Origin of the sequence: Streptomyces sp. CBMA29, from assembly GCF_014596445.1 — a bacterium.
Lineage (GTDB): Bacteria > Actinomycetota > Actinomycetes > Streptomycetales > Streptomycetaceae > Actinacidiphila.
The window spans coordinates 91369-112266 of the sequence record NZ_MECL01000224.1; the positions used below are offsets into that span (position 1 = coordinate 91369).

Annotated in this window: 20 protein-coding genes and 1 pseudogene; 11 read left to right on the forward strand and 10 right to left on the reverse strand. The window is 71.9% G+C overall.

Annotated features, from left to right (window positions below; genetic code table 11):
• Positions 1-37: 37 nt before the first annotated feature.
• Positions 38-1501: an MFS transporter gene (locus tag BGM09_RS31100; RefSeq protein ID WP_411158385.1), complete on the reverse strand. Its 1464-nt coding sequence runs from the start codon at positions 1499-1501 to the stop codon at positions 38-40.
• Positions 1502-1626: 125 nt separating this feature from the next.
• Between BGM09_RS31100 and BGM09_RS31105 the strand changes: the two genes are divergently transcribed.
• The 4 genes from BGM09_RS31105 (at position 1627) to BGM09_RS31120 (ending at position 5665) form a co-directional block, all read left to right on the forward strand.
• Positions 1627-2277 (forward strand): class I SAM-dependent methyltransferase, encoded by a 651-nt coding sequence (locus tag BGM09_RS31105; RefSeq protein ID WP_188285057.1) that lies wholly within the window; start codon positions 1627-1629, stop codon positions 2275-2277.
• Between the two features lie 171 nt (positions 2278-2448).
• Positions 2449-3432 (forward strand): N-acetylmuramoyl-L-alanine amidase, encoded by a 984-nt coding sequence (locus BGM09_RS31110; protein ID WP_188285058.1) that lies wholly within the window; start codon positions 2449-2451, stop codon positions 3430-3432.
• 184 nt (positions 3433-3616) lie between these two features.
• Positions 3617-4456, forward strand: a complete 840-nt coding sequence (locus BGM09_RS31115) for a hypothetical protein (protein ID WP_188285059.1) — start codon at positions 3617-3619, stop codon at positions 4454-4456.
• Between the two features lie 198 nt (positions 4457-4654).
• Positions 4655-5665, forward strand: coding sequence for an LLM class F420-dependent oxidoreductase (locus BGM09_RS31120; protein ID WP_188285060.1), 1011 nt, complete (start codon positions 4655-4657; stop codon positions 5663-5665).
• 23 nt (positions 5666-5688) lie between these two features.
• Here BGM09_RS31120 and BGM09_RS31125 read toward each other — a convergent pair whose 3' ends face one another.
• Positions 5689-6243, reverse strand: coding sequence for a hypothetical protein (locus BGM09_RS31125; RefSeq protein ID WP_188285061.1), 555 nt, complete (start codon positions 6241-6243; stop codon positions 5689-5691).
• A gap of 185 nt (positions 6244-6428) precedes the next feature.
• Between BGM09_RS31125 and BGM09_RS31130 the strand changes: the two genes are divergently transcribed.
• A complete protein-coding gene (locus BGM09_RS31130) occupies positions 6429-6716 on the forward strand; it encodes a hypothetical protein (protein ID WP_188285062.1) in 288 nt (95 codons plus the stop codon).
• A 15-nt stretch (positions 6717-6731) separates the two neighbouring features.
• Here BGM09_RS31130 and BGM09_RS31135 read toward each other — a convergent pair whose 3' ends face one another.
• The 3 genes and pseudogenes from BGM09_RS31135 to BGM09_RS31145 form a co-directional block, all read right to left on the reverse strand.
• A complete protein-coding gene (locus BGM09_RS31135) occupies positions 6732-7838 on the reverse strand; it encodes a prenyltransferase/squalene oxidase repeat-containing protein (protein ID WP_188285063.1) in 1107 nt (368 codons plus the stop codon).
• A complete protein-coding gene (locus BGM09_RS31140) occupies positions 7835-8620 on the reverse strand; it encodes a class I SAM-dependent methyltransferase (RefSeq protein ID WP_188285064.1) in 786 nt (261 codons plus the stop codon). The genes BGM09_RS31135 and BGM09_RS31140 overlap by 4 nt, the downstream gene beginning before the upstream one ends.
• Before the next feature lie 536 nt (positions 8621-9156).
• Positions 9157-10481 (reverse strand): annotated as a pseudogene (locus BGM09_RS31145) (glycosyltransferase family 4 protein); the annotation flags it as partial.
• A gap of 217 nt (positions 10482-10698) precedes the next feature.
• Between BGM09_RS31145 and BGM09_RS31150 the strand changes: the two are divergent.
• The 3 genes from BGM09_RS31150 (at position 10699) to BGM09_RS31160 (ending at position 12805) form a co-directional block, all read left to right on the forward strand.
• Positions 10699-11349, forward strand: a complete 651-nt coding sequence (locus BGM09_RS31150) for a TetR family transcriptional regulator (RefSeq protein ID WP_188285065.1) — start codon at positions 10699-10701, stop codon at positions 11347-11349.
• 404 nt (positions 11350-11753) lie between these two features.
• Positions 11754-12608, forward strand: a complete 855-nt coding sequence (locus tag BGM09_RS31155; RefSeq protein WP_188285066.1) for a helix-turn-helix domain-containing protein — start codon at positions 11754-11756, stop codon at positions 12606-12608.
• 11 nt (positions 12609-12619) lie between these two features.
• Positions 12620-12805 (forward strand): DUF397 domain-containing protein, encoded by a 186-nt coding sequence (locus BGM09_RS31160; protein WP_188285067.1) that lies wholly within the window; start codon positions 12620-12622, stop codon positions 12803-12805.
• A 159-nt stretch (positions 12806-12964) separates the two neighbouring features.
• Here BGM09_RS31160 and BGM09_RS31165 read toward each other — a convergent pair whose 3' ends face one another.
• Both BGM09_RS31165 and BGM09_RS31170 read right to left on the reverse strand, forming a co-directional pair.
• Positions 12965-13201 (reverse strand): ferredoxin, encoded by a 237-nt coding sequence (locus BGM09_RS31165; RefSeq protein WP_188285068.1) that lies wholly within the window; start codon positions 13199-13201, stop codon positions 12965-12967.
• The gene (locus BGM09_RS31170) at positions 13201-14754 is read right to left on the reverse strand and encodes an aldehyde dehydrogenase (protein ID WP_188285069.1); all 1554 of its coding nucleotides are present in this window, start codon (positions 14752-14754) and stop codon (positions 13201-13203) included. Before BGM09_RS31170 ends, BGM09_RS31165 begins: the two co-directional genes overlap by 1 nt.
• 132 nt (positions 14755-14886) lie before the next feature.
• Between BGM09_RS31170 and BGM09_RS31175 the strand changes: the two genes are divergently transcribed.
• Both BGM09_RS31175 and BGM09_RS31180 read left to right on the forward strand, forming a co-directional pair.
• Positions 14887-15927, forward strand: coding sequence for an MBL fold metallo-hydrolase (locus BGM09_RS31175; protein ID WP_188285070.1), 1041 nt, complete (start codon positions 14887-14889; stop codon positions 15925-15927).
• A 29-nt stretch (positions 15928-15956) separates the two neighbouring features.
• Complete coding sequence (locus tag BGM09_RS31180; RefSeq protein WP_188285071.1) at positions 15957-16232, forward strand: hypothetical protein; 276 nt, start codon at positions 15957-15959, stop codon at positions 16230-16232.
• Between the two features lie 30 nt (positions 16233-16262).
• On the opposite strand, the gene BGM09_RS31185 is transcribed toward BGM09_RS31180, so the two are convergent.
• Positions 16263-17432 (reverse strand): steroid 3-ketoacyl-CoA thiolase, encoded by a 1170-nt coding sequence (locus BGM09_RS31185; RefSeq protein ID WP_188285072.1) that lies wholly within the window; start codon positions 17430-17432, stop codon positions 16263-16265.
• A gap of 222 nt (positions 17433-17654) precedes the next feature.
• Here BGM09_RS31185 and BGM09_RS31190 point away from each other — a divergent pair, with 222 nt between their 5' ends.
• A complete protein-coding gene (locus BGM09_RS31190; RefSeq protein WP_188285073.1) occupies positions 17655-18902 on the forward strand; it encodes a cytochrome P450 in 1248 nt (415 codons plus the stop codon).
• A 78-nt stretch (positions 18903-18980) separates the two neighbouring features.
• Here the strand turns inward: BGM09_RS31190 and BGM09_RS31195 are convergent, their stop codons facing one another.
• Together BGM09_RS31195 and BGM09_RS31200 are read right to left on the reverse strand one after the other, a co-directional pair.
• A complete protein-coding gene (locus BGM09_RS31195; protein ID WP_188285074.1) occupies positions 18981-20003 on the reverse strand; it encodes a hypothetical protein in 1023 nt (340 codons plus the stop codon).
• Between the two features lie 99 nt (positions 20004-20102).
• Positions 20103-20873, reverse strand: coding sequence for a hypothetical protein (locus tag BGM09_RS31200; protein WP_188285075.1), 771 nt, complete (start codon positions 20871-20873; stop codon positions 20103-20105).
• Between the last annotated feature and the right edge of the window lie 25 nt (positions 20874-20898).

The window sequence follows — 20898 nt, forward strand, 5'->3', positions numbered from 1 at the left end:
GCCCCGGCGGCTACGGCGGCTACGGCGGCTACGGCGGCTACGACACCGGAACGATCTTCGGAGTCGGCTTCGGCAACAGCGCCGTGAGCGCGGTGCCCACGACCAGGAAGGCCGCGCCGATCAGGAAGGCCAGGGAGTATCCGGAGGTCAGCGCGCGTGTCGCCGACGCTCCCGCGTGAGCGCGGGAGGAGATACGACCGGCGGCGGCGGTCGCGAGGATCGTGAGCCCGAGTGCCCCGCCGAGCTGGCGGGAGGTGTTGAGGAGGCCGGAGACGAGCCCCTGTTCGCTCATGCCGACACCGGAGGTGGCCGCCGCCGCGATGGGGGTCATCATCAGGCCCGCGCCGAACATGGTGAGGACGCCGGGTCCGAGGATCGAGGTGAGGAAGGCCCCGTCCACGGTGAGGCGGCTCTGCCAGGCCAGGCCCGCCGCCGAGATGAGGCCGCCCGCCGCGCCGATGATCCGGCTGTCCACGTAACTCATCAGCCGGGGCGCCAGCTTGGAGCCGACGATGATGCTGACGGTGTGCGGCAGGAAGGACAGACCGGCCCGCACCGGGCTGTAGTGCAGCACGTTCTGCATGTACAGCGACAGGAAGTACCAGGTGGCGAAGGTCGCGGCGCCGACCGCGAGCAGGACGGTGTTGGCCGCGGACACCGAACGGATACGGAACAGGCGCAGCGGCATCAGCGGCTGGGCGGTCCTGGCCTCGACGGCGACGAAACCGCCGAGCAGGACGGCGCCCCCGATGACCGGCAGCAGCGCGGTGGCGGACGTCCAGCCGTGCGACTCGCTCTCGGCGATGCCGTACGCGAGGGCCGCGACACCGCCGGTGACCAGGACGGCGCCGGGTATGTCGAGACGGCGGCTCGTACCGCCGCGGCTCTCGGTGAGCCACAGCGCGGCGCCGACGATCACCAGCGCGCCGATCGGCACGTTGACCAGCAGCACCCAGCGCCAGGACAGGTAGTCGGTCAGCAGGCCGCCGACGAGCCCGCCGGCCGCGCCGCCGCCCGCGCCGACCGCCGTCCAGGTGCCGATCGCCCTCGTCCGCTCGGGGCCCTCGGGGAAGGACGTGGTGAGGATGGCGAGCGTGGTGGGCGCCAGTACGGCGGCGCCGATGCCCTGGAGGGTGCGGGCGGCGATCAGCAGCCCCGAGGACTGCGCGAGGCCGCCCGCGAGGCTCGCGGCCGTGAACAGGCCGAGGCCGACGAGGAAGACGCGCTTGCGGCCGAAGAGGTCGGCGGCCCGGCCGCCGAGCATCAGCAGGCCGGCGAACGTGATCGCGTACGCGTTCACCACCCACTGCTGACCGGCCTGGCTCAGCGCCAGGTCCGTACGCATCGACGGCAGCGCCACGTTCACGACGGACACGTCGAGCACCACGAGGAACTGGCCCGCGCACACCGCGACCAGCACCGCCCAGGCGGGCGGCGCCGGGCGCCCGGTACGGCGGGGGGTTCGTTCGCGCTGTCCGAGGAGATCACTCATGAGGACCATGCTGCCGTCCCGACTGTCACGAAAGCATCGGGATTTTGGCCTACGTCCACCCCCACCGGGGGCGTAGGCCCCGCACGGCCCCAGCCCCGGCCCGGCCCGGGGCCTGGCGGAAATAAGGTGGCCCCATGACGGATGTGGTGGCGGCGTTCGAGGCCGCGAAGGGGTTCATGCCACGGGACGAGGGCCTGGCCCTGTACGCGGCGGCGAAGGAGGCCGCGGCCGGGCTCGGGCTGCCGCTGCTGGAGGTGGGCACGTACTGCGGGCGGTCCACGATCCTGCTGGCGGACGCGGCCCGGGGCGCGGGCACGGTGGCGGTGACGGTGGACCACCACAGGGGCAGCGAGGAGCAACAGCGGGACTGGGGCAACGGCGAGTACCACGACCCGGAGCTGGTGGCGGTGGAGGCGACGGGTCTGATGGACACGCTCCCGGCCTTCCGCAGGACGCTGTACGAGGCGGGTCTTGAGGAGCACGTGATCGCGGTGGTCGGGAGGTCACCGCAGGTCGCGAAGGTGTGGCGGCAGCCGCTCGGGCTGGTGTTCATCGACGGCGGGCACACCGACGAGCACGCGGGCGGCGACTACGAGGGGTGGGGGCCGCTGGTGGCCGAGGGCGGGCTGCTGGTGATCCACGACGTGTTCGCGGACCCGGACGACGGCGGGCAGGCGCCGTACCGGGTGTACCGGCGCGCGCTGGACTCCGGCGCGTTCGCCGAGGTCTCGGCCACGGGGTCGCTGCATGTGCTGCGCAGGCTGCCGGGCCCGTTCGAACCGTAGCCCCACGCGATCCGCAGCCCGTTCGAACCGCAACCCGCACGAACCGCAGCCCGCACGAACCGCAGCCCGCGCCGCCCGTCGCCGTAACGACTGCCTAGCCCTCCGTAGCTCCCCGGCCGCGCCGGGCCACCGCCCTTCAGGGATGTCCGCGAGGCCGATAGAGTCGCGGGCGTGTTCAGGAACGAGTCGTACGGGGGCGGCAAGGGCCGCACTCTGATCATCGCGGTCGCCGTGGTCGTACCGGCCTGCCTGGCAGGCGGTCTGGTGTACCACGCCGTGGGACATTCCGGGGGCTCGGAGCAGGACAGCGCCGTACGGGCCTCGCCGACGTCCTCGCCGTCGGCCTCACCGACCTCGGCGGGTACCGGCGGCGACGACCAGAAGGGCTCGGCGCCGCAGGCGGACCTGGCGGGCGCGGCCCCGACCGCCCAGGCGACGGCCTCCCCCAGACCGCTCAACACCACAGGCGTGAAGAAGCCGTTGGCGGGCAAGGTCGTCGTCCTCGACCCCGGCCACAATCTCAACAACGCCAAGCACACGGCGGAGATCAACAAGCTGGTGAACATCGGCACCGCCCGCAAGGAGTGCGACACCACGGGGACGGAGACCAACTCCGGTTACGCGGAGGCGACGTACACCCTGGACGTCGCGCACCGGGTGCGGGCGATTCTGCTGGCGCGCGGCGCGCAGGTGAAGCTGACCTACGACGGCGACCGGGCGTTCGGCCCGTGCGTGGACGAGCGGGCCCGGATCGGGAACGGGGCGCACGCGGACGCGGCGCTGTCGATCCACGCGGACGGCGCGCCCGCGTCGGCGTCCGGCTTCCATGTGATCGCGCCCACGTCGGTGCACGTCGGCATCGCGGACACCCGTAAGATCGCGGCACCCTCGTATCTGCTGGCCACGACGTTGCGCTCGCATTTCGCCGCGGCGACCGGCGAGCACTTCGCGGACTACCTGGGCGACGGTACGGGGATGACGGTCCGCGACGACCTCGGCGGGCTCAACCTGTCCACCGTTCCGAAGGTGTTCATCGAGTGCGGGAACATGCGCAACGCTCATGACGCCACGTCGTTGACGGACTCCGCGTGGCGGCAGCACGCTGCCCAGGGGATCGCCGACGGCCTCACCGCCTTCCTCGAAGGGAAGAGGTGACAGGGCTGTAGCAGTCCGGTATGGATCGTGCACCAATGGTCATACCCGGCTGTCCGGACATGATCACACCCGTACGATGGGGCACCGCCCGATTGAGTACGGCTGCGTTTATAGCGTTTGTTGCGTTTGTTGCGTTTGCTTGAGTTTGCTGAGTTGACCGAACTGACAAAGGACAGGACCTGACGTGAACATCCGCTCCCTGACCCGAGGAGACGGCGCGGTGATCGGAGCAGCGGTGCTGCTGCTGATCGCCTCGTTCCTGCCGTTCTTCAGCTTCAAGTCGCCGTTCAACGGCGCGGAAAGTTCGCGGAACCTGTGGCACTCGGACTACTTCCCGATCCTGCCTTCGGTGACGCTGGCCGCGCTGATCGCCGCCGCCGCGGTGGTGCTGGCGCGTACCGGTCCGCTCGTCGGGCGGCAGATCCTGGGGCTCTCGCTTGAGCAGTGGGCGGTCGCGATCTCGCTGTTCGTGGGCTGGACCGCCCTGTGGGCGACGCTGTTCGACAACCCGGACGGCGTCGACAAGGGCGCGGGCAACTGGCTGACGCTGCTGTTCGGCATCGTCATCGCGGTGGCGGCCCCGCTGTCCAACCGTCTTCCCGCGCTCAAGGCCCCGCTGCTCGGCGCCCCGCGGCCCGCGGCCCAGCCGTACGGTGTCGGCCCCGGCCAGCAGCCGTACGCGGCGGGTCCGCCGCAGGCCGGTTACGGCTACCCGGGCGGCGCGCAGTCCGTCGAGACGCCGTACGGTCAGCCGCAGCAGGCCCAGCAGCCGTACGGCGCGCAGCAGTCGGCGCCGCAGCCGGCCGCCGCGCAGGGTCCGTCGTCGGACTTCACCGCTTTCTGGTTCGCGGTGCCGGTGCCGCGCCCGTTGTTCGCGGAGGACAACCCGGGCGCGCAGATCGCCGAACTGACGCCGGGTACCTGGTACTTGGCCGTGGACCAGCGCGGGCCCGCGCTGGTCGCGCAGACCCAGGACGGGCGGCGCGGTGTGCTCCAGGACAGCAGCGGCATCCAGCGCGGCTGATCGTTTCTCCTTCCGGTACGCGACAGCGGCCGGTCCCGCTCCGGACCTCCCTCCGGACGCCGGGACCGGCCGCTGTTCTTTCGTCACCCGCGAACGGCTTTGCCGCCGCAGCCGTCGGTCTTCCGGCCCGCGGCGGGCACGCGTACCCTCCCAGTATTACTGACGCACCGTCAGATCACCTGCCCCCAGGAGGCGTTCATGCGGCTCGGACTCGCGCTCGGTTACTGGGGCCGCGGCCCGGACCCCGGCCATGTGGGGCTGGCGCAGGAGGCGGAACGGCTGGGCTACGACTCGGTGTGGACCGCGGAGGCGTGGGGCTCGGACGCCTTCACCCCGCTCACCTGGATCGCCGCGCACACCAGCCGGATCAGGCTGGGCACGGGTATCGCGCAGATGGCGGCCCGCTCCCCCGCCGCCACCGCGATGCAGGCGCTCACCCTCGACCACCTCTCCGGCGGGCGGATGATGCTCGGCCTCGGCCTGTCGGGACCGCAGGTGGTGGAGGGCTGGTACGGCCGCCCGTTCCCGAGCAGTCCGCTGACCGCGACCCGCGAGTACGTGGACGTGATCCGCCAGGTGCTGCGCCGCGAGGCGCCGGTACGGCTGGACGGCCGCTTCCACGCGCTGCCGTACGCAGGTCCCGACGGCACGGGGCTCGGCCGCCCGCTGAAGCCCATCACCCACCCGCTGCGCGCCGCCCTGCCGGTGCTGCTGGGCGCCGAGGGTCCCAAGAACATCGCTCAGACGGTACGGATCGCCGACGGCTGGCTGCCGCTGTACTGGTCGCCGTTCCGTACCGACGGCTACGACGCGCCGCTCGCCGACGCGCCCAAGGACTTCATGGTCGCCCCGCTGGTCCGCGCGCAGGTCTGCGCGGACCCGGCCGACGGGCTGCTCCCGGTCAAGGCGATGCTCGGCTTCTACATCGGCGGCATGGGCGCGCGCGGCCGTAATTTCCACGCCGAGCTGATGGGCCGGATGGGGTACGAGGAGGAGGCCGGGCGGATTCAGCGGCTCTTCGCCGAGGGCCGCCGCGAGGAGGCGGTGCACGCCGTGCCGGACGCCTTCGCCGACGAGATCTCGCTGGTCGGGCCGCGCGAACGGATCGCCGACCGGCTCGCGGCCTGGCGGTCGGGCCCGGTCACCGACCTGCTGGTGACCGCGCCCGACCGGGAGACACTGCGGGTGCTGGCGGAGCTGAACGCCTAGCCTGACGGTCGGCTCCGGGTGCGTCAGCCGCCGATGTCCTTGAGCGAGGGCACGTTGTTGGTGACGTCCGCCCCCGCGCTCTTGCCCGCTTCCTTGACCTTGTTGATCACGTCGTCGAAGCTGTTCGCCGCCTGGTCGGTGGAGTCGCCCTTGCGGAGCTTGGACGGCAGGTCCTTGAGCGCGTCGATGCCCGCCGTCAGCGGTGCCACCGCCTTGCTCAGCGTGGGGTCGGCCTTGGCGTTCCCGGCCGCCGCCTTCAGCCTGTTGTACGCGAAGGTGCCCGCCAGACCGGCCTTGACCAGCGCGAAGGTCCGGCCGCTCGTGCCCTTCTTGAACTTGCCCGCCTTGTACGGCTTCACGATCCACTGGTACGTGGCCCCGGCCGCGAGGCCCGCGTTGGCGACGAAGCGCGTCTTGGCCAGCTTCTGCTTCTCGACGGTGCTGGTCGGCGACGCGCTCGGGTCCGAACTCCCGGTCGACATGGAGTCCGTGGACTTGCCGCAGGCGGTCGCCGTGAAGAAGGTGACGGCGAGCAGGAGCGCGACGATCGTCCGGCGCAACGGGATGCCTGTCGGCACGGGGACCTCCGGGGGTGGCATTCGGACTACGGATGCGGGGGGTGCGTGGTCTTCGGCAGCATCACCCGGCCCCGGTCCGCCCGCCACTCGGGAGTTCTGGCCAGATCCTCACGCTTCGCGAGAACGCGCCGTCACCGCGGAATCGAAAGGAGTTTCAATCGCCTGAGCCGGGCAAGACGGTTGTCATGGCCAGACGGTATGGCGGTAACCCCGCCGCGGCGATCATCCTCATCGTCGCAGACATCGCTGCACTGATCCTGATTCTGTGGATCTTCTTCTTCGTGTTCGACGCCAACCGGGCGAACGACCTGGTCAACTGGGTCCATCACTCGGCGAATTGGCTCGCGGGCTGGTCGAAGGACCTGTTCACGGTGGACAACGCCAAGTGGCGCACCGTGCTCAACTACGGTCTGCCCGCAGCCGTCTACCTGCTGGTCGCGCACGCGGTGGCAGGCCGGGTCAACCGCGCCTGACGTACGGCACGCGCCTCAGCAGCAGCCCGTCCTGCCGGACGCCTCGGGCTCCAGCCCGACCGGCAGCCGTTCCCCGCTGAATACGGCGGTGGTCGCCTCGTCCCCCCCGAGCGCGGCCACCGCCAGCAGCACGGCGGCGGCGGTCCACGCGGTGCGCTCCACCGGCCAGACGGCGGCGTCGTCGTAGACGTACCCCGTCCAGTACAGGCCGTCGTCCGCCCGCAGATGCCGCATGTCGGCCAGCAGCCGTACGGCGCGGTCGGACTCGCCCACCGCCCAGAGCGCCAGGGCCAGTTCGGCGGTCTCGCCGCCGGTCACCCACGGGTTGGGCACCACGCAGCGGACGCCGAGGCCCGGCACCACGAAGCGGGACCAGCCCTCCTCGATCCGCTCCAGCGCGCGGGGCCCGCGCAGCGCGCCGGACAGCACCGGGTAGTACCAGTCCATGGAGTAGCGGCTCTTGTCCAGGAACCGCTCCGGGTGGCTGCGGATCGCGTGCCCCAGCGCGCCGGTCGCCAACTCCCAGTCCGGCTGCGGCTCTTCGCGGTGTTCCGCGATGGCCAGCGCGCAGCGCAGCGCCTGATGGATCGACGAACTCCCGGTCAGCAGCGCGTCGGTGACGACTGCCCCGCCGTGCTCGGCCGCCTCCCGCTTCCAGCCGATCTGGCCGCCGGGCTGCTGGAGCCCCAGCACGAACTCCACCGCCGCGTGAACCGTCGGCCACAGCCGGTCCACGAACGCGTCGTCCCCGGTGGACAGATAGTGGTGCCACACGCCGACGGCGACGTACGCGCAGAAATTGGACTCCTGGCCGCGGTCGGTCGGCCGCTGCGGGTCGCCGTCCTGATAGGCGGCGTACCAGGACCCGTCCTCGTTCTGGTGCCTGGCCAGCCAGTCGTACGCGGCCAGCGCGCGCTCGTGCTCGCCCGCCGCGTCCAGCGCCATCGCCGCCTCGACGTGGTCCCACGGGTCCAGGTGGTGGCCGCGGAACCACGGGATCGCGCCGTCCTCGCGCTGGACCGCCGCGACGGCGTCCACCGTCGCCGCGGCCTGCTGCGCGGTGAGCACACCGGGCAGTGCCAGCCGCTCCGTGCGGTCCGGCCTCCGGCTGGGGTACGTCACTTGGCGGCGCCCGCGGCTTCGGTGTGCTCCGCCGCGCTTTCGATGGGGCTCGTCGCCGCTTCCACCGGCAGGTGCGGCTTGGTCGCGTAGGCCACGAAGCTCTTGCCGATCAGCGGGTTGAGCGCCTGCTCGGCGACCCGGGTGGCCAGCGGTTTCTTCATGATGTCCCAGACCAGCAGCTTGTGGTACAGCTTCACCGGCAGCGCCTTGTCGTTGTCCACGCCGACCGCGCACTTGATCCACCAGTACGGCGCGTGCAGCCCGTGCGCGTGGTGCGTGCCGTACGGGCGCAGGCCCGCCTCCCGCATCCTGCCGAGCAGTTCGTCGGCCTTGTAGATGCGGATGTGGCCGCCTTCGACCTCGTGGTAGGCGTCCGACAGCGCCCAGCAGACCTTCTCCGGGCCGTAGCGCGGCACCGTGACCGCGATGCGCCCGCCGGGGCGCAGCACCCGCACCATTTCAGCGAGGACGCCCTTGTCGTCGGGGATGTGCTCCATCACCTCGGAAATGATGACGACGTCGAAGCTCTCGTCGGGGAAAGGGAGTTGGAGAGCGTCGCCCTCCATCGCCACCGCCGACGCGCCCTCCGGCGCCTCGCCCTCCTCCTTCATCGCCGCGAACCAGCGGGCGACTTCGCGGATCTCCTCGCCGTTCCTGTCCAGCGCCACCACGTGCGCTCCGCGCCGGTAGCACTCGAAGGCGTGGCGCCCGGCGCCGCATCCGAGGTCCAGCACGCGGTCGCCTGCGGCGAGCGGGAAACGGGTGAAGTCGACGGTCAGCATCAGCGGTTGCTCCCTACCGGGCCGGACTCAGTCTTGGGGGGCACGTCCCCCGTACGTTCACCTTGCGCAGCCGAGCGCCCCTCAGGGGCGCGGGAAACCGCACCGTCACCTTGCGCAAGTGGGCGCCCTTCAGGGGCGCGGGGAACTGCGCGCTCAGCCGACGCGGCGCCGCGGCTCACCGACCGCCCCAGCGGGGCAGACCCGGTCCGTTCCGCGACCACAGGCCCACGCGGCGGCAGCCGCGGATCGGATGCGGGCTCGCGGCCCTCCTGGGCGGCCCCGGCGCCAGAGGGCCGACCCGCACCGTCACCTTGCGCAAGTGGGCGCCCTTCAGGGGCGCGGGGAACTGCGCGCTCGGCCGACGCGGCGCCGCGGCTCACCGACCGCCCCAGCGGGGCAGACCCGGTCTGTTCCGCGACCACAAGCCCGGTGGCGGGTTGCTCGCGCAGTTCCCCGCGCCCCTTCGGGGCACGTCCCGGCTCCTCGCGCCCACGCGGCGGCAGCCGCGGATCGGGGGCGGGCTCGCGGACCTGGGAGGCGGAGGCGATCACTTCGCGGTACAGGGCCACCGTCGCCTCGGCGGCCCGCTCCCATGTGAAGTGGGCCAGGACGCGGGCGCGGCCGGCGGCGGCGAGCCGCTTGCGAAGGTCGGGGTCGGACAGGAGGCGGTCGAGGGCGGCGGCGAGGGCGCCGGCGTCGCCGGGTAGCGCCGCCAGGCAGGTCTCGCCGTCGGGCCCGGCGACCTCGGGGATGGCGCCGCCGGTGGTGGCGACCAGCGCGGTGCCGGTGGCCATCGCCTCGGCGGCGGGCAGCGAGAAGCCCTCGTAGAGCGACGGCACGCAGGCGGCCTCGGCGCCGCGCAGCAGGTCGACCAGCTCGGCGTCGCTGATGCCCTTGACGAATGCGACGGCGTCCTCGAGGCCGAAGTCGGCGATGGCCTCGGCGACGGGCCCCTTCTCGGGCCGTTTGCCGACGACGACGAGATGGGCGTACGGCCGCTGCGCCCGTACCTTGGCGAGCGCCTCGATCAGGAAGACCAGGCCCTTGAGGGGCACGTCGGCGCTCGATGTGGTGACGATCCGGCCGGGCACTTCGGCCACGGAGGGGTCGGGCGAGAAGAGCCGGGCGTCGGCGCCGATCGGGACGGCGCGGATCCGGTCCGGCCGTACGCCCAGGTCCTCGATGATCTCGTCGCGCGAGGAGCCGGAGACGGTCACCACGGACGGCAGGCGGCGGGCCACCCGCTTCTGCATCTGCGTGAAGCCGTACCAGCGGCGTACCGACAGCCGTCGCTTCCAGTCCTGGGCCGCGGCCAGGTCCAGGCGGCGGTCCACGGTGATGGGGTGGTGGATCGTGGTGACCAGCGGCAGGCCGAGGCCGAGCAGCCCGTATCCGAGCGTCTGATTGTCGTGGACGACGTCGAACTCGGCCCGGCGGGCGGCGAGATGGCGCCGGGCACGCAGGCTGAAAGTGAGCGGTTCCGGGAAGCCGCCGGTCCACATGGTGGCGACTTCGAGGGCGTCGACCCAGTCGCGGTACTCGCCGCGCCCCGGCGTACGGAAGGGGTCCGGCTGCCGGTACAGGTCGAGGCTGGGCAGCTCGGTGAGGGTGACGCCCTCGCCGACCGCGTCCAGCACGGGGTAGGGCTGCGCGGCGATCACCTCGACGCTGTGGCCGAGCGCGGCCAGCTCGCGGGACAGGTGCCGGACGTACACGCCCTGGCCGCCGCAGAAGGGATTTCCCTTGTAGCTGAGCAGGGCAATCCGCAGCGGCCCGGCCTGTGAGGTCACTCCGGCCCCCTTCTGAGTCGCGATTGAGCCGGAGCGTAACCGCTGTCGCGCTAATCTAGAACAAGTTTCAGACTTGATGGTACAGAAAGCCAGTCCACCGGCCGCCGGACGGTCGGATCACGCCGCCGGGGGCGGGGCCCGGTGCGGGCCGAGGGTGACTCGCACCACGTCACCCGCCCTGCCATCATGCACGCAGCGCGGGACACCGGCGGCACGGGCCGACCGGCCCGCGGATCGGCACCGAGACGGGCACGGAAACGGGTACGGGAACGGCACGGGATGGGACACATGAGCACTGACTCCAAGCCGTCCAGCCCGCCTCTTCCGCGCGTACCCTCGCACTCCCCCGCGCCGCACTCGCCGCCGCTGACGGAGCGGCAGGAGGCGCGGCGGCGCCGCATCCTGCACACCAGCGCGCAGCTCGCCTGCCGGGGCGGTTTCGACGCCGTGCAGATGCGGGAGGTCGCCGAGACGTCGGGCGTCGCGCTCGGCACGCTCTACCGCTACTTCCCCTCCAAGATCCACCTGCTGGTCGCGACCATGCAGGACCAGCTCGGGCAGTTGCACGGGACGCTGCGCAAGCGGCCCCCGGTGGCGGCCGAGCCGGCCGACCGGGTCGCGGAGACCTTGATGCGGGCCTTCCGCGCGATGCAGCGCGAGCCGCATCTGGCCGACGCGATGGTGCGCGCCCTCACCTTCGCCGACCGCTCGGTCAGCGCCGAGGTCGACACCGTCTCGCGGCTGACCACCGCGATCATCCTGGACGCGATGGGCCTGGACGCGCCCCCCACGGCCGAGCAGCTCTCGGCCGTCCGGGTCATCGAGCACACCTGGCACTCCGCGCTGGTCACCTGGCTCTCCGGCCGGGCCTCGATCGCCCAGGTGAAGATCGACATCCAGACGGTCTGCCGCCTGATCGACCTGACGTCCCCCGAGTAGCGCCCGCGCGGGCGCGGCCCGGGGGCGCCCCTGGCCGCGCCCGGCCGAAGATCCCGGCCAACGATCCCGAGCGAAGATCACGGGCGAAGATCACGGGCGAGATCACGGCCGCCTCCGGCCGCCACCGCCCGGCGACCGGGGCCTCACCGGCCCTTCACGGGAACTTCACCGGGTCCTCGCCGACCCGTCGCCCGCCGTACCGTCGGAGCGGGATCTCCGGTAACCGGATACCCGGTCAACGCACGTACACCTCAAGGGAGTTGACTGTCCGCGTGCGCGGAAGCGCGCGCAGCATATGGGGCAATAATGCCCCACTGCAACCTTGTCTCCGAAATTTCCAGAAACGATCTGGACCCCGCGTGAGCGGAACGGCAGACTCGGAACCACCATTCAGAAGGGACACCATGCCGCTCAGAAGCACCGCAACCGCCCGCCAGGAGCGCCTCGGTGCGGAGCTACGGAAAATGCGGGAAGCCGCAGCGATCACCGCGCGCGACACCGCGCGGCTGCTCGGCACCGACCCGGCGAAGGTGAGCCACATCGAGGCCGGGCGGCTCGGCGTGAGCGAGGAGCGGTTACGCAGACTCGCGGCGTTCTACGAGTGCGGCGACACCGCGCTGATCGACGCGCTCGTGGTCATGGCCAACAGCCAGGGCCGCAAGGGCTGGTGGGAGACCTACCGTGGCGTCGTACCGGCCGGGCTGCTGGACATCGCCGAGCTCGAACACCACGCCACCCGGCTCCGTACCATCCAGATCACCCACATTCCGGGTGTGTTCCAGACCGAGGACTACACCCGTACGGTCTTCGGCTACGCCATCCCGCCGTTGCCCGACAACGAGCTTGAGGCGCGGGTGGCCCAGCGCATGGAGCGTTCGGGAGTGCTCTACCGGGAGACGGCGCCGCCGTACGAGGCGCTGATCCACGAGGCCGCGCTGCGTATGCGGTTCGGCGGCGGGAAGGTGGCGCGCGCCCAGCTCGAACACATCCAGGAGCTGAGCCATCTGCCGCACATCAGCGTGCGGGTGATCCCCTTCGCGGTGGACGGTCACATAGGTTCCGGCCACGCGATGCTCTACGCGAGCGGTCCGGTACGGCCGCTCGACACCGTTCAGATCGACTCCGCACACGGCATCAGTTTTCTGCACGCGGCACCGCATCTGTCCAATTACCGCGTGCTCTACAACACTCTCGCGGAGGTTGCGCTGGATCAGTCCCGGTCACGGGACTTCATCCGCGACATCTCCCAAGACCTCTGAAAGGCCCGCCGATGATCGCGCCCGCGCCGCTCGTTTGGCAGAAGTCCACGTACTCGCAGGAACAGGGCGAGTGCGTCGAGCTGGCCGAGGACGGCGGCGCGGTCCTGCTCCGCGAGAGCGACGACCCAGGGGTCGTGCTGTGTACGACCCCGACCGCGCTGGCCCGCTTTCTGCGGGCCATCAAACGCGGCGGATGAGGCGGGGGCGGTCCCGGGCTGTCGTGGCCGGCCCGGCCCCGCAAGGCCAGGCCCGGTCCGATGCGGCCCGGTGCGGCCCGCTGCGGCCCCGCAAGGGTGACGACGGGTAGCCCGGCCGGGTGATTCCGGCCGGGCGGGCTGTTCACACCGTCCGTCCGGTCACTCCTCCGGCGGGAAGACCGGCTCTCCCGACCCCTGCACGGTCAGGGTGATGGCCTCCACCGGGCAGCTCTCGGCTGCCGCGAGAAGGCCCTCCGAGGCGTCCGCCTCCGCCTCCACCGCGCGGGACTGGCGGGGCACGCCGCCCAGCACGAAGGCGCCGGGGGCGCCGGTCGCGCACAGTCCCGAGCCGATGCAGACGGAGCGGTCCACGTCCACGTGCCAGCGGTCGCCCATCAGTCGGTGCCGCCCGCCGTGCCGCCCGCCGTGCCGGCGGCCCCGGCGGCGGCCCCGGCGGCGTCCTGCGCCGGGGCGGCCGGGTAGTCGGCCGGGAGGTGGATCATCTTGTGCTCAAGGTACTCGCCGAACCCCTCGGGCCCGAACTCCCGCCCGAGACCTGAGTCCTTGTAGCCGCCGAAGGGGCCGAGCATGTCGAGGCTGAAGGTGTTGACGGAGTACGTGCCGGTACGCACCTGGCGCGCGATGTCGATGCCGTGCTCGGTGTCGGCGGTCCACACGCTGCCGGACAGGCCGTAGTCGGAGTCGTTGGCGATGCGTACGGCGTCGGCCTCGTCGTCGTACGGCAGCAGGCAGATCACCGGGCCGAAGATCTCCTCGCGGGCGATCCGCATCCCCGGTGCGACGTCACCGAACAACGTCGGCTCGACGTACCAGCCGGTGTCCAGGCCGCTCGGCCGCCCGCCGCCGGTCAGCACCTTGGCGCCCTCGCGCTGGCCGATCGCGATGTAGTCCAGGGAGCGCTGCCGCTGGCGTTCGGCGACCAGCGGGCCGACCTCGGTGGCCGGGTCCAGCGGGTCGCCGACCACCAGCGCGGACGCCGCCGCCGCCAGCCGCTCGGCGATCTCGTCGTAGTGGCTACGGGGGGCCAGGACGCGGGTCTGGGCCACGCACGCCTGGCCGTTGTTCATCCACGCGTTGGGCACGATCCCGGCGACGGCCGCCGTCAGGTCGGCGTCCGGCAGGATCACGGCCGCCGACTTGCCGCCCAACTCCAGCGTCACGCGCGTGAGATGGCGCGCGGCCACCTCCATCACGCGCTTGCCCGCCGCGACCGAGCCGGTGAACGACACCTTGTCCACACCGGGGTGGCCGACCAGGTACTCGCTGACCTCGCGCCCGGCGGGCACGATGTTCAGCACCCCGTCGGGCAGCCCCGCCTCCTGCGCGATCTCCGCCAGCAGATACGCGTCCAGCGGCGACTCCGGCGACGGCTTGAGCACCGCCGTGCACCCGGCGAGCAGCGCGGGCCCGAGCTTCGCCGCCGCCGTGAACTGCGGTACGTTCCACGGCACCACGGCCGCGACGACGCCGACCGGCTCGCGCCGTACCAGGATCGGCCCGAGCACTCCGGCCCGCCGCTCCTCGTAACGGAAGTCGCGCGCCACGGTGATCGCGGCGTCCCAGACCATCATCGCGCCGAGCGCCTGGGCCAGGACGCTCCAGGAGACCGGTGAGCCGTTCTCCCGGCTGATCAGCCGGGCTATCTCCTCGTGCCTGACCAGGATGGCGTCCTTGATCCGGCCGACGACCTCGATCCGTTCCGCCAACGCCGTGCGGGGCCAGGGCCCTTCGTCGAACGCCGTGCGGGCCGCCGCCACCGCCCGGTCCACATCGGCCCGCGACGCGTGCGGCACCCGTCCGAACACCCGCTCCGTGTGCGGCGACACGACCTCGATCGTCCCCCCGTCCCCCGCCGGATCGACGAACGCCCCTCCGATGAACAGCTTTCCGTGCTCGATGAAGTCGGAACCAGGACCGGGATCGTTCATCGCTGTCGCCTCCGCCGCTCTCGCTGTCGCCGCTCGAACCATTTCTGACGCTCAGTCAGAACTGATACCAGTTCTCGTTATAGTGGGCAATGGACGCGGCACGCCCGGCGGCGGCCGGAGAGGAGCCATCCCATGGCGGACCACGGCACGGCTGGCCGGCGGGAGGATCGGGGGCGGGTGGTCGACCACGGCGGCGGGGTGTGGAGCGTGCCGGTGCCGATTCCCGACAACCCGCTCGGGTACACGCTGGTGCACCTGCTCGACACCGACGACGGGCCGGTGCTGGTGGACAGCGGGTGGGACCACCCGGACTCGTTCGCGGCGCTGGAGCGCGGGCTGCGGGAGGCGGGGACGTCGGTGGGTGACGTCCTGGGGGTGCTGGTGACGCACCACCATCCCGACCACCACGGGCTGAGCGCGCGGGTGCGGGAGGCGTCGGGGGCGTGGATCGCGATGCACGCGGCCGACATCGACGTGGTGCGGCGCACCCGGGAGGCCGAGCCGGGCGTGTGGGTGGAGTACCTGCTGGCGCGGCTGGCGGCGGCGGGCGCGCCCGAGGAGCACCTGGCGCCGCTGCGCGAGTACGGCGGCCAGGCGCTGCCGGGACGGCCGCCCGCCCTGCCGGACCGTGAGATCGTCCCGGGCGAGCTGCTGCCGCTGGCGGGCCGCCGGCTGCGCGCGGTGTGGACGCCCGGCCACACGCCGGGGCACGTCTGCCTGTACCTGGAGGAGAGCCGCCGGCTGTTCTCCGGTGACCACCTCCTGCCGGAGATCTCGCCGCACATCGGCCTGTACGAGGACCCGGACGCCGTCGTCGAGACCGACCCGCTCGGCGACTACCTGGACTCGCTCGAACGCATCGCCCGGCTGGCCCCCGCCCAGGTGCTCCCGGCGCACCAGTACGCCTTCGCGGGCGCGGCGGGCCGGGTCGGCGAACTCCTGGAGCACCACGCCGCGCGCCTGGCGGAGCTCCTCGCCCTGATCACCCCCGAGCCCCGCACCCCCTGGCAGCTCGCCGAGGCGCTGCCCTGGAACCGTCCCTGGTCGCAGATCCCCACGTCCTCGCGGACCATCGCCGTCTCCGAGACCGAGGCGCATCTGCGGCGGCTGACCAAGGCGGGGCGCGCCGAGGCGGTGCCGGGGTCCGGCCCGGTGACGTACCGGGCCGTATAGCGCGGCACCGGGACGTTAGGGTGTTCCCCATGCTCCTGCGCCGCCGCGCCACCACCGTGGCCACCGTCGCCGTCCTGGCACTGGCCGCCCTGACGGCGGCGCCGTCCGCCGTCGCCGCGTCGCCCGGCACGAGGTCGCACGTGACGGCGGCGGGCGCGACGGCCTCGCCGAGCCCGACCGGCGACACGAAGAAGGACGGCGGATCGGCCGGCACCAGTACGTGGCTGATCGTCAGCATCTTCTTCGTCGCGAGCGTCGGCGTGGGCTTCCTGCTCAGCGGCCGCAAGGGCCGCAGGCAGCGCTGACTCCCGCGCGGGGTCCGTCCGGGCAGCCCTCTACAGCCGCTGGATGATCGTACCCGTGGCGAGCGCGCCGCCCGCGCACATCGTGATCAGGGCGAACTCCTTGTCGGCGCGCTCCAGTTCGTGGAGCGCGGTGGTGATCAGACGGGCCCCGGTGGCGCCGACGGGGTGACCGAGCGCGATGGCGCCGCCGTTGACATTGACCTTTTCGAGGTCCTGGTCGAAGACCTGGGCCCAGGACAGGACGACGGAGGCGAAGGCTTCATTGATCTCGACGACGTCGATGTCCCGCAGCGTCATCCCGGCCTTGCCGAGGACGGCGCGGGTGGCGTCAATGGGTCCGTCGAGGTGGAAGTGCGGGTCGGAGCCGACCAGGGCCTGGGCGACGATCCGGGCGCGGGGGCGCAGGTGCAGGGCGCGGGCCATCTTCTTGGAGGCCCACATCACGGCGCAGGCGCCGTCGGAGATCTGCGAGGAGTTCCCGGCGGTGTGGACGGCGGCGGGCATGACGGGCTTGAGCCCGGCGAGCCCGTCCATGGTGGTGTCGCGCGGGCCCTGGTCGCGGTCGACCAGCCGCCACATGCCGAGCCCGGCGTGCTGCTCGTCCTCGGTGGTGGGCACCTGGACGGCGAAGGTCTCGCGCTTGAAGCGCTCCTCGGCCCAGGCGCGGGCGGCGCGTTCCTGCGAGATGAGGCCGAGCCGGTCGACGTGCTCGCGGGTGAGTCCGCGGCGGCGGGCGATCCGTTCCGCGGCCTCGAACTGGTTGGGCAGGTCGATGTTCCACTCGTCGGGGAACGGCTTGCCGGGCCCGTGCTTGGAGCCGCTGCCCAGCGGCACCCGCGACATGGCCTCGACTCCGCAGCCGATGCCGATGTCGATGACGCCCGCGGCGACCATGTTGGCCACCATGTGGTTGGCCTGCTGCGAGGATCCGCACTGGCAGTCGACGGTGGTCGCGGCGGTCTCGTAGGGCAGGCCGACGGCGAGCCAGGCGTTGCGCGCGGGGTTCATGGACTGTTCCCCGGCGTGGGTGACGGTGCCGCCGACGATCTGCTCGACGGCGTCGGCCTGGATGCCGGTGCGGCCGAGCAGTTCGCGGTAGGTCTCGCCGAGCAGATAGGCGGGGTGGAGGTTGGCGAGCGCGCCGCCGCGCTTGCCGATCGGGGTGCGTACGGCTTCGACGATGACGGGTTCAGCGGCCATGAAGCTCGTCCTCTTCTCAACTAAACTAGTACGCGTTCTAGTTCTTCCCGCAGTCTTATTACCCCCGGTACGGCGCGCGCAAGAGTCGCGCACGGCCCACGTCGTTCCCGTTCGTGATCCACACGCCCGCGGCTCTTGCGACTTGTGGAAGTCGTTACTACCTTCGGTCGTATATCTGATGGACCGTCAGACAACTTATGACACGTCAGACCTGGAGTGCCGATGCCCTGTCCCGCGCTTCCCGAAGGCTTCGACTTCACCGATCCGGACGTCTACCAGGACCGCGTCCCCCTGCCGGAGCTGGCCGAACTCCGGCAGACCGCCCCGGTGTGGTGGAACGCCCAGCCGCACAACACCGCGGGTTTCGGAGACGACGGCTACTGGGTGGTGACCCGGCACGCGGACGTCAGAGCGGTGTCGACCAACCCGGAGGTCTTCTCCTCGTACACCAACACCGCGATCATCCGCTTCAACGACCGGATCAGCCGCGACCAGATCGACGTGCAGCGCTTCATCATGCTCAACATGGACCCGCCCGAGCACACCCGGCTGCGGCAGATCGTCCAGCGCGGCTTCACCCCGCGGGCGATACGGGCCCTGGAGGACGCGCTACGGGCGCGCGCCCAGCGGATCGTGACCGGCGCGGCGGAGGCGGGCCGGGGGAACTTCGTCACCGACGTCGCGTGCGAACTGCCGCTCCAGGCCATCGCCGAACTCATCGGCGTGCCGCAGGACGACCGGCTCAAGCTCTTCGACTGGTCGAACAAGATGGCCGCCTACGACGACCCGGAACTCGCCATCACCGAGGAGATCGGCGCCGAGTCGGCGATGGAGCTGATCTCGTACGCGATGAACATGGCCGCCGCCCGCAAGCAGTGCCCGGCCGCCGACATCGTCAGCAAACTCGTCGCCGCGTCCGACGAAGGCAACCTGACCTCCGACGAGTTCGGCTTCTTCGTGCTCGTGCTGACCGTCGCGGGCAACGAGACGACGCGCAACGCCATCACCCACGGCATGCACGCGTTCCTGACCCACCCCGAGCAGTGGGAACTGTTCAAGGAGCGGCGCCCGGACACGACCTCGGACGAGATCGTCCGCTGGGCCACCCCGATCGTGTCCTTCCAGCGCACCGCCACCCAGGACACCGAACTCGGCGGCGCGAAGATCAAGGCGGGCGACCGGGTGGGGATGTTCTACTCCTCCGCCAACAACGACCCCGAAGTCTTCGACGACCCGGGCACGTTCGACATCCTGCGCGATCCCAACCCGCACCTCGGATACGGCGGCGGGGGCCCGCACTACTGCCTCGGCGCGAATCTCGCCAAGCTGGAGATCAACCTGATGTTCAACGCCATCGCCGACAATCTGCCGGACATCCGGCTGCTCGGCGATCCGCGGCGGCTGCGCTCGGCGTGGATCAACGGCGTCAAGGAACTGCAAGTCGACTACGGGGGCTCTCACCGTAGGTGAGAACCCCCGTCCGTCCGCTGTCGTCAGCCGTCAGCCGTCGGCCGCGCGCCTGCGCCCGCGCGCGGTCCGGCTCCGGCGTCAGATGCTGGTCGTCAGCAACTGCCGTGCCATGTCGCGGTACTTGGTGAGCGCGATCCGCAACTCCTCGGTCCCGGTGCCGTCGCTTCCGTCGTCACCGTGCCACGACCCGCGCAGCGCGGTGCGCCGCTCCTCCAGCAACCGGGTCAGCCGCGCGGCGGCCTCGTCCAGTACGGCGTCCGCCTCGCGCACGGCGCGCTTCGGGTCGTCCACGAAGCCGCCGACCGCGCGGTCCATCCGCCGGCTCAGCCGGTCCACTTCCTCGGCCCCGCCGTCGGCCGCACCGGACGTGCTGTCCGTCGCGGTCGTGGTCGGGGTCGTGGTCGTGGACGGGGTCGCGGTCGTGTCCGTGCGCGTGGACGTGTCCGTGCGCGTGGACGGGGACTCAGGCGTGGCCGTGGCCGTGGTCTCCGTCTCGGAGGCCGTCGCGGGCTTGGTGGCGAACGCCGATGTCCCGGTGCCGAGACCGGCCTCGCGCTCGGCCTCCGGCCCGGTCGCGGTGGTCCCGGTCGTCGACTCGGCAGGGGTACGCGGCGCCGGTACGGACGAGCTCGCGCTCGTACCCGTACTGGTCGTCGCCCGCCCGGTGTCGGACCCGGACGTCTCGGCGGCCTCAGCAGCCTCAGCGGACTCAGTGGCCTCAGCGGACTTGGAGGCCCCCGAGGTCCAACGGGCCGACGTGCCGGACCCGGTGGAGGAAGCCGCTTCAGGCTCCTTCTCCGGCGGTTCGGAGAACTCGGGCCTGTCCAGTCTGCCGGGCCTGTCGGTCCCGGACCCGGACCCGGACCCGGCCCCGTACGTGGTCGTCCGGGTCTTGCCGGACCCGATCCTGTCGGTGCCGTTCCGCTCTGTGCCGGTCCGGTCCGTGCCTGTCCGCTCCGCGCTGCTGCGGTCCGTGCCTGTCCGGTCCGTGCTGCTCCGGTCCGTGCCGGTCGCGGCCTTCTCGGCCTCGGTCTTCTCCGCCTCGGTCTTCTCGGCATCAACCCGGTCGGTGCCGGTCTTCTCGGTGTCGCGGTCACTCATCGCTTCATCTCCCTGTCCGTGGTCCTGCTGAGCCGACTCGTCCGGCCGGCGCAGGGTGGTGCACCCCGCTTGGGGGGTCGAGCGGCGCCCAGCCGAACGTCAGGGACGTTCGTCCGCGTCGTCGTGCTCCCGCCGCCCGCCGCTGAGGGCCGCGAACCGGCCGCCGAGCGCACCGCGCCGACCGCCCTCCTTCGCGTCCTCGTCGGCCGCGGCATCGTGCTCCACGACAGCCTCGTCGGCCTCGTCCGCCTCGTCCGCCTCGTCCGCCCGCTCCGTGGCGTTCTTCGTTCCGCGCGCGCTCTCGGTCATCAGCTCGTCGAAGAGCCCTCGCGCGCCCAGCAGCGCCTTGCGCAGGTCCTCCGTGGACTGCCGCTTCTGCGGCGCCGCGGAACCGGGGGCCCCTACGGGGTCGACCAGCGTGTGGGCCTGGCGGTAACCGTGCACCGCGTGCGGGTGGTGAACGGACAGCGCGTCGAAGTGCTCCGGCTCCTGCGCGGCCGGGAAGCCCCGGCCTGCGGCGATCTCGCCGATCAGCGCGTCGGCCTGGCCGACCGCCGCGCCGGGCTCGTCCACGAACCGCGCCTGGAGCGCGGTCCAGTCGGCGGTGTACCGCTCCCGCTCCTGCTCGGAGACGGGTCGCAGTTCGAGGTCGCCGTGGCGCTTGACCCGCTCGGCGAGTTCCGCCCGGGTGGCCTTCACATCGCCGTCGTGCCGTTCGAGCACGCGGTCGTACTCGGGTCCGAAGCGATGCTTCAGCCGCGCTCCCGAACCCACACCTCCCGTACCGTCGCCCCTCATCACCAGGGTCGCGATCAGCGCCAGGACAATCAGCGCCACTACGACGATGGCTACAGTCGCTCCGGTGGACATGGCGTGCCTCCCGTTCCTACGGGTC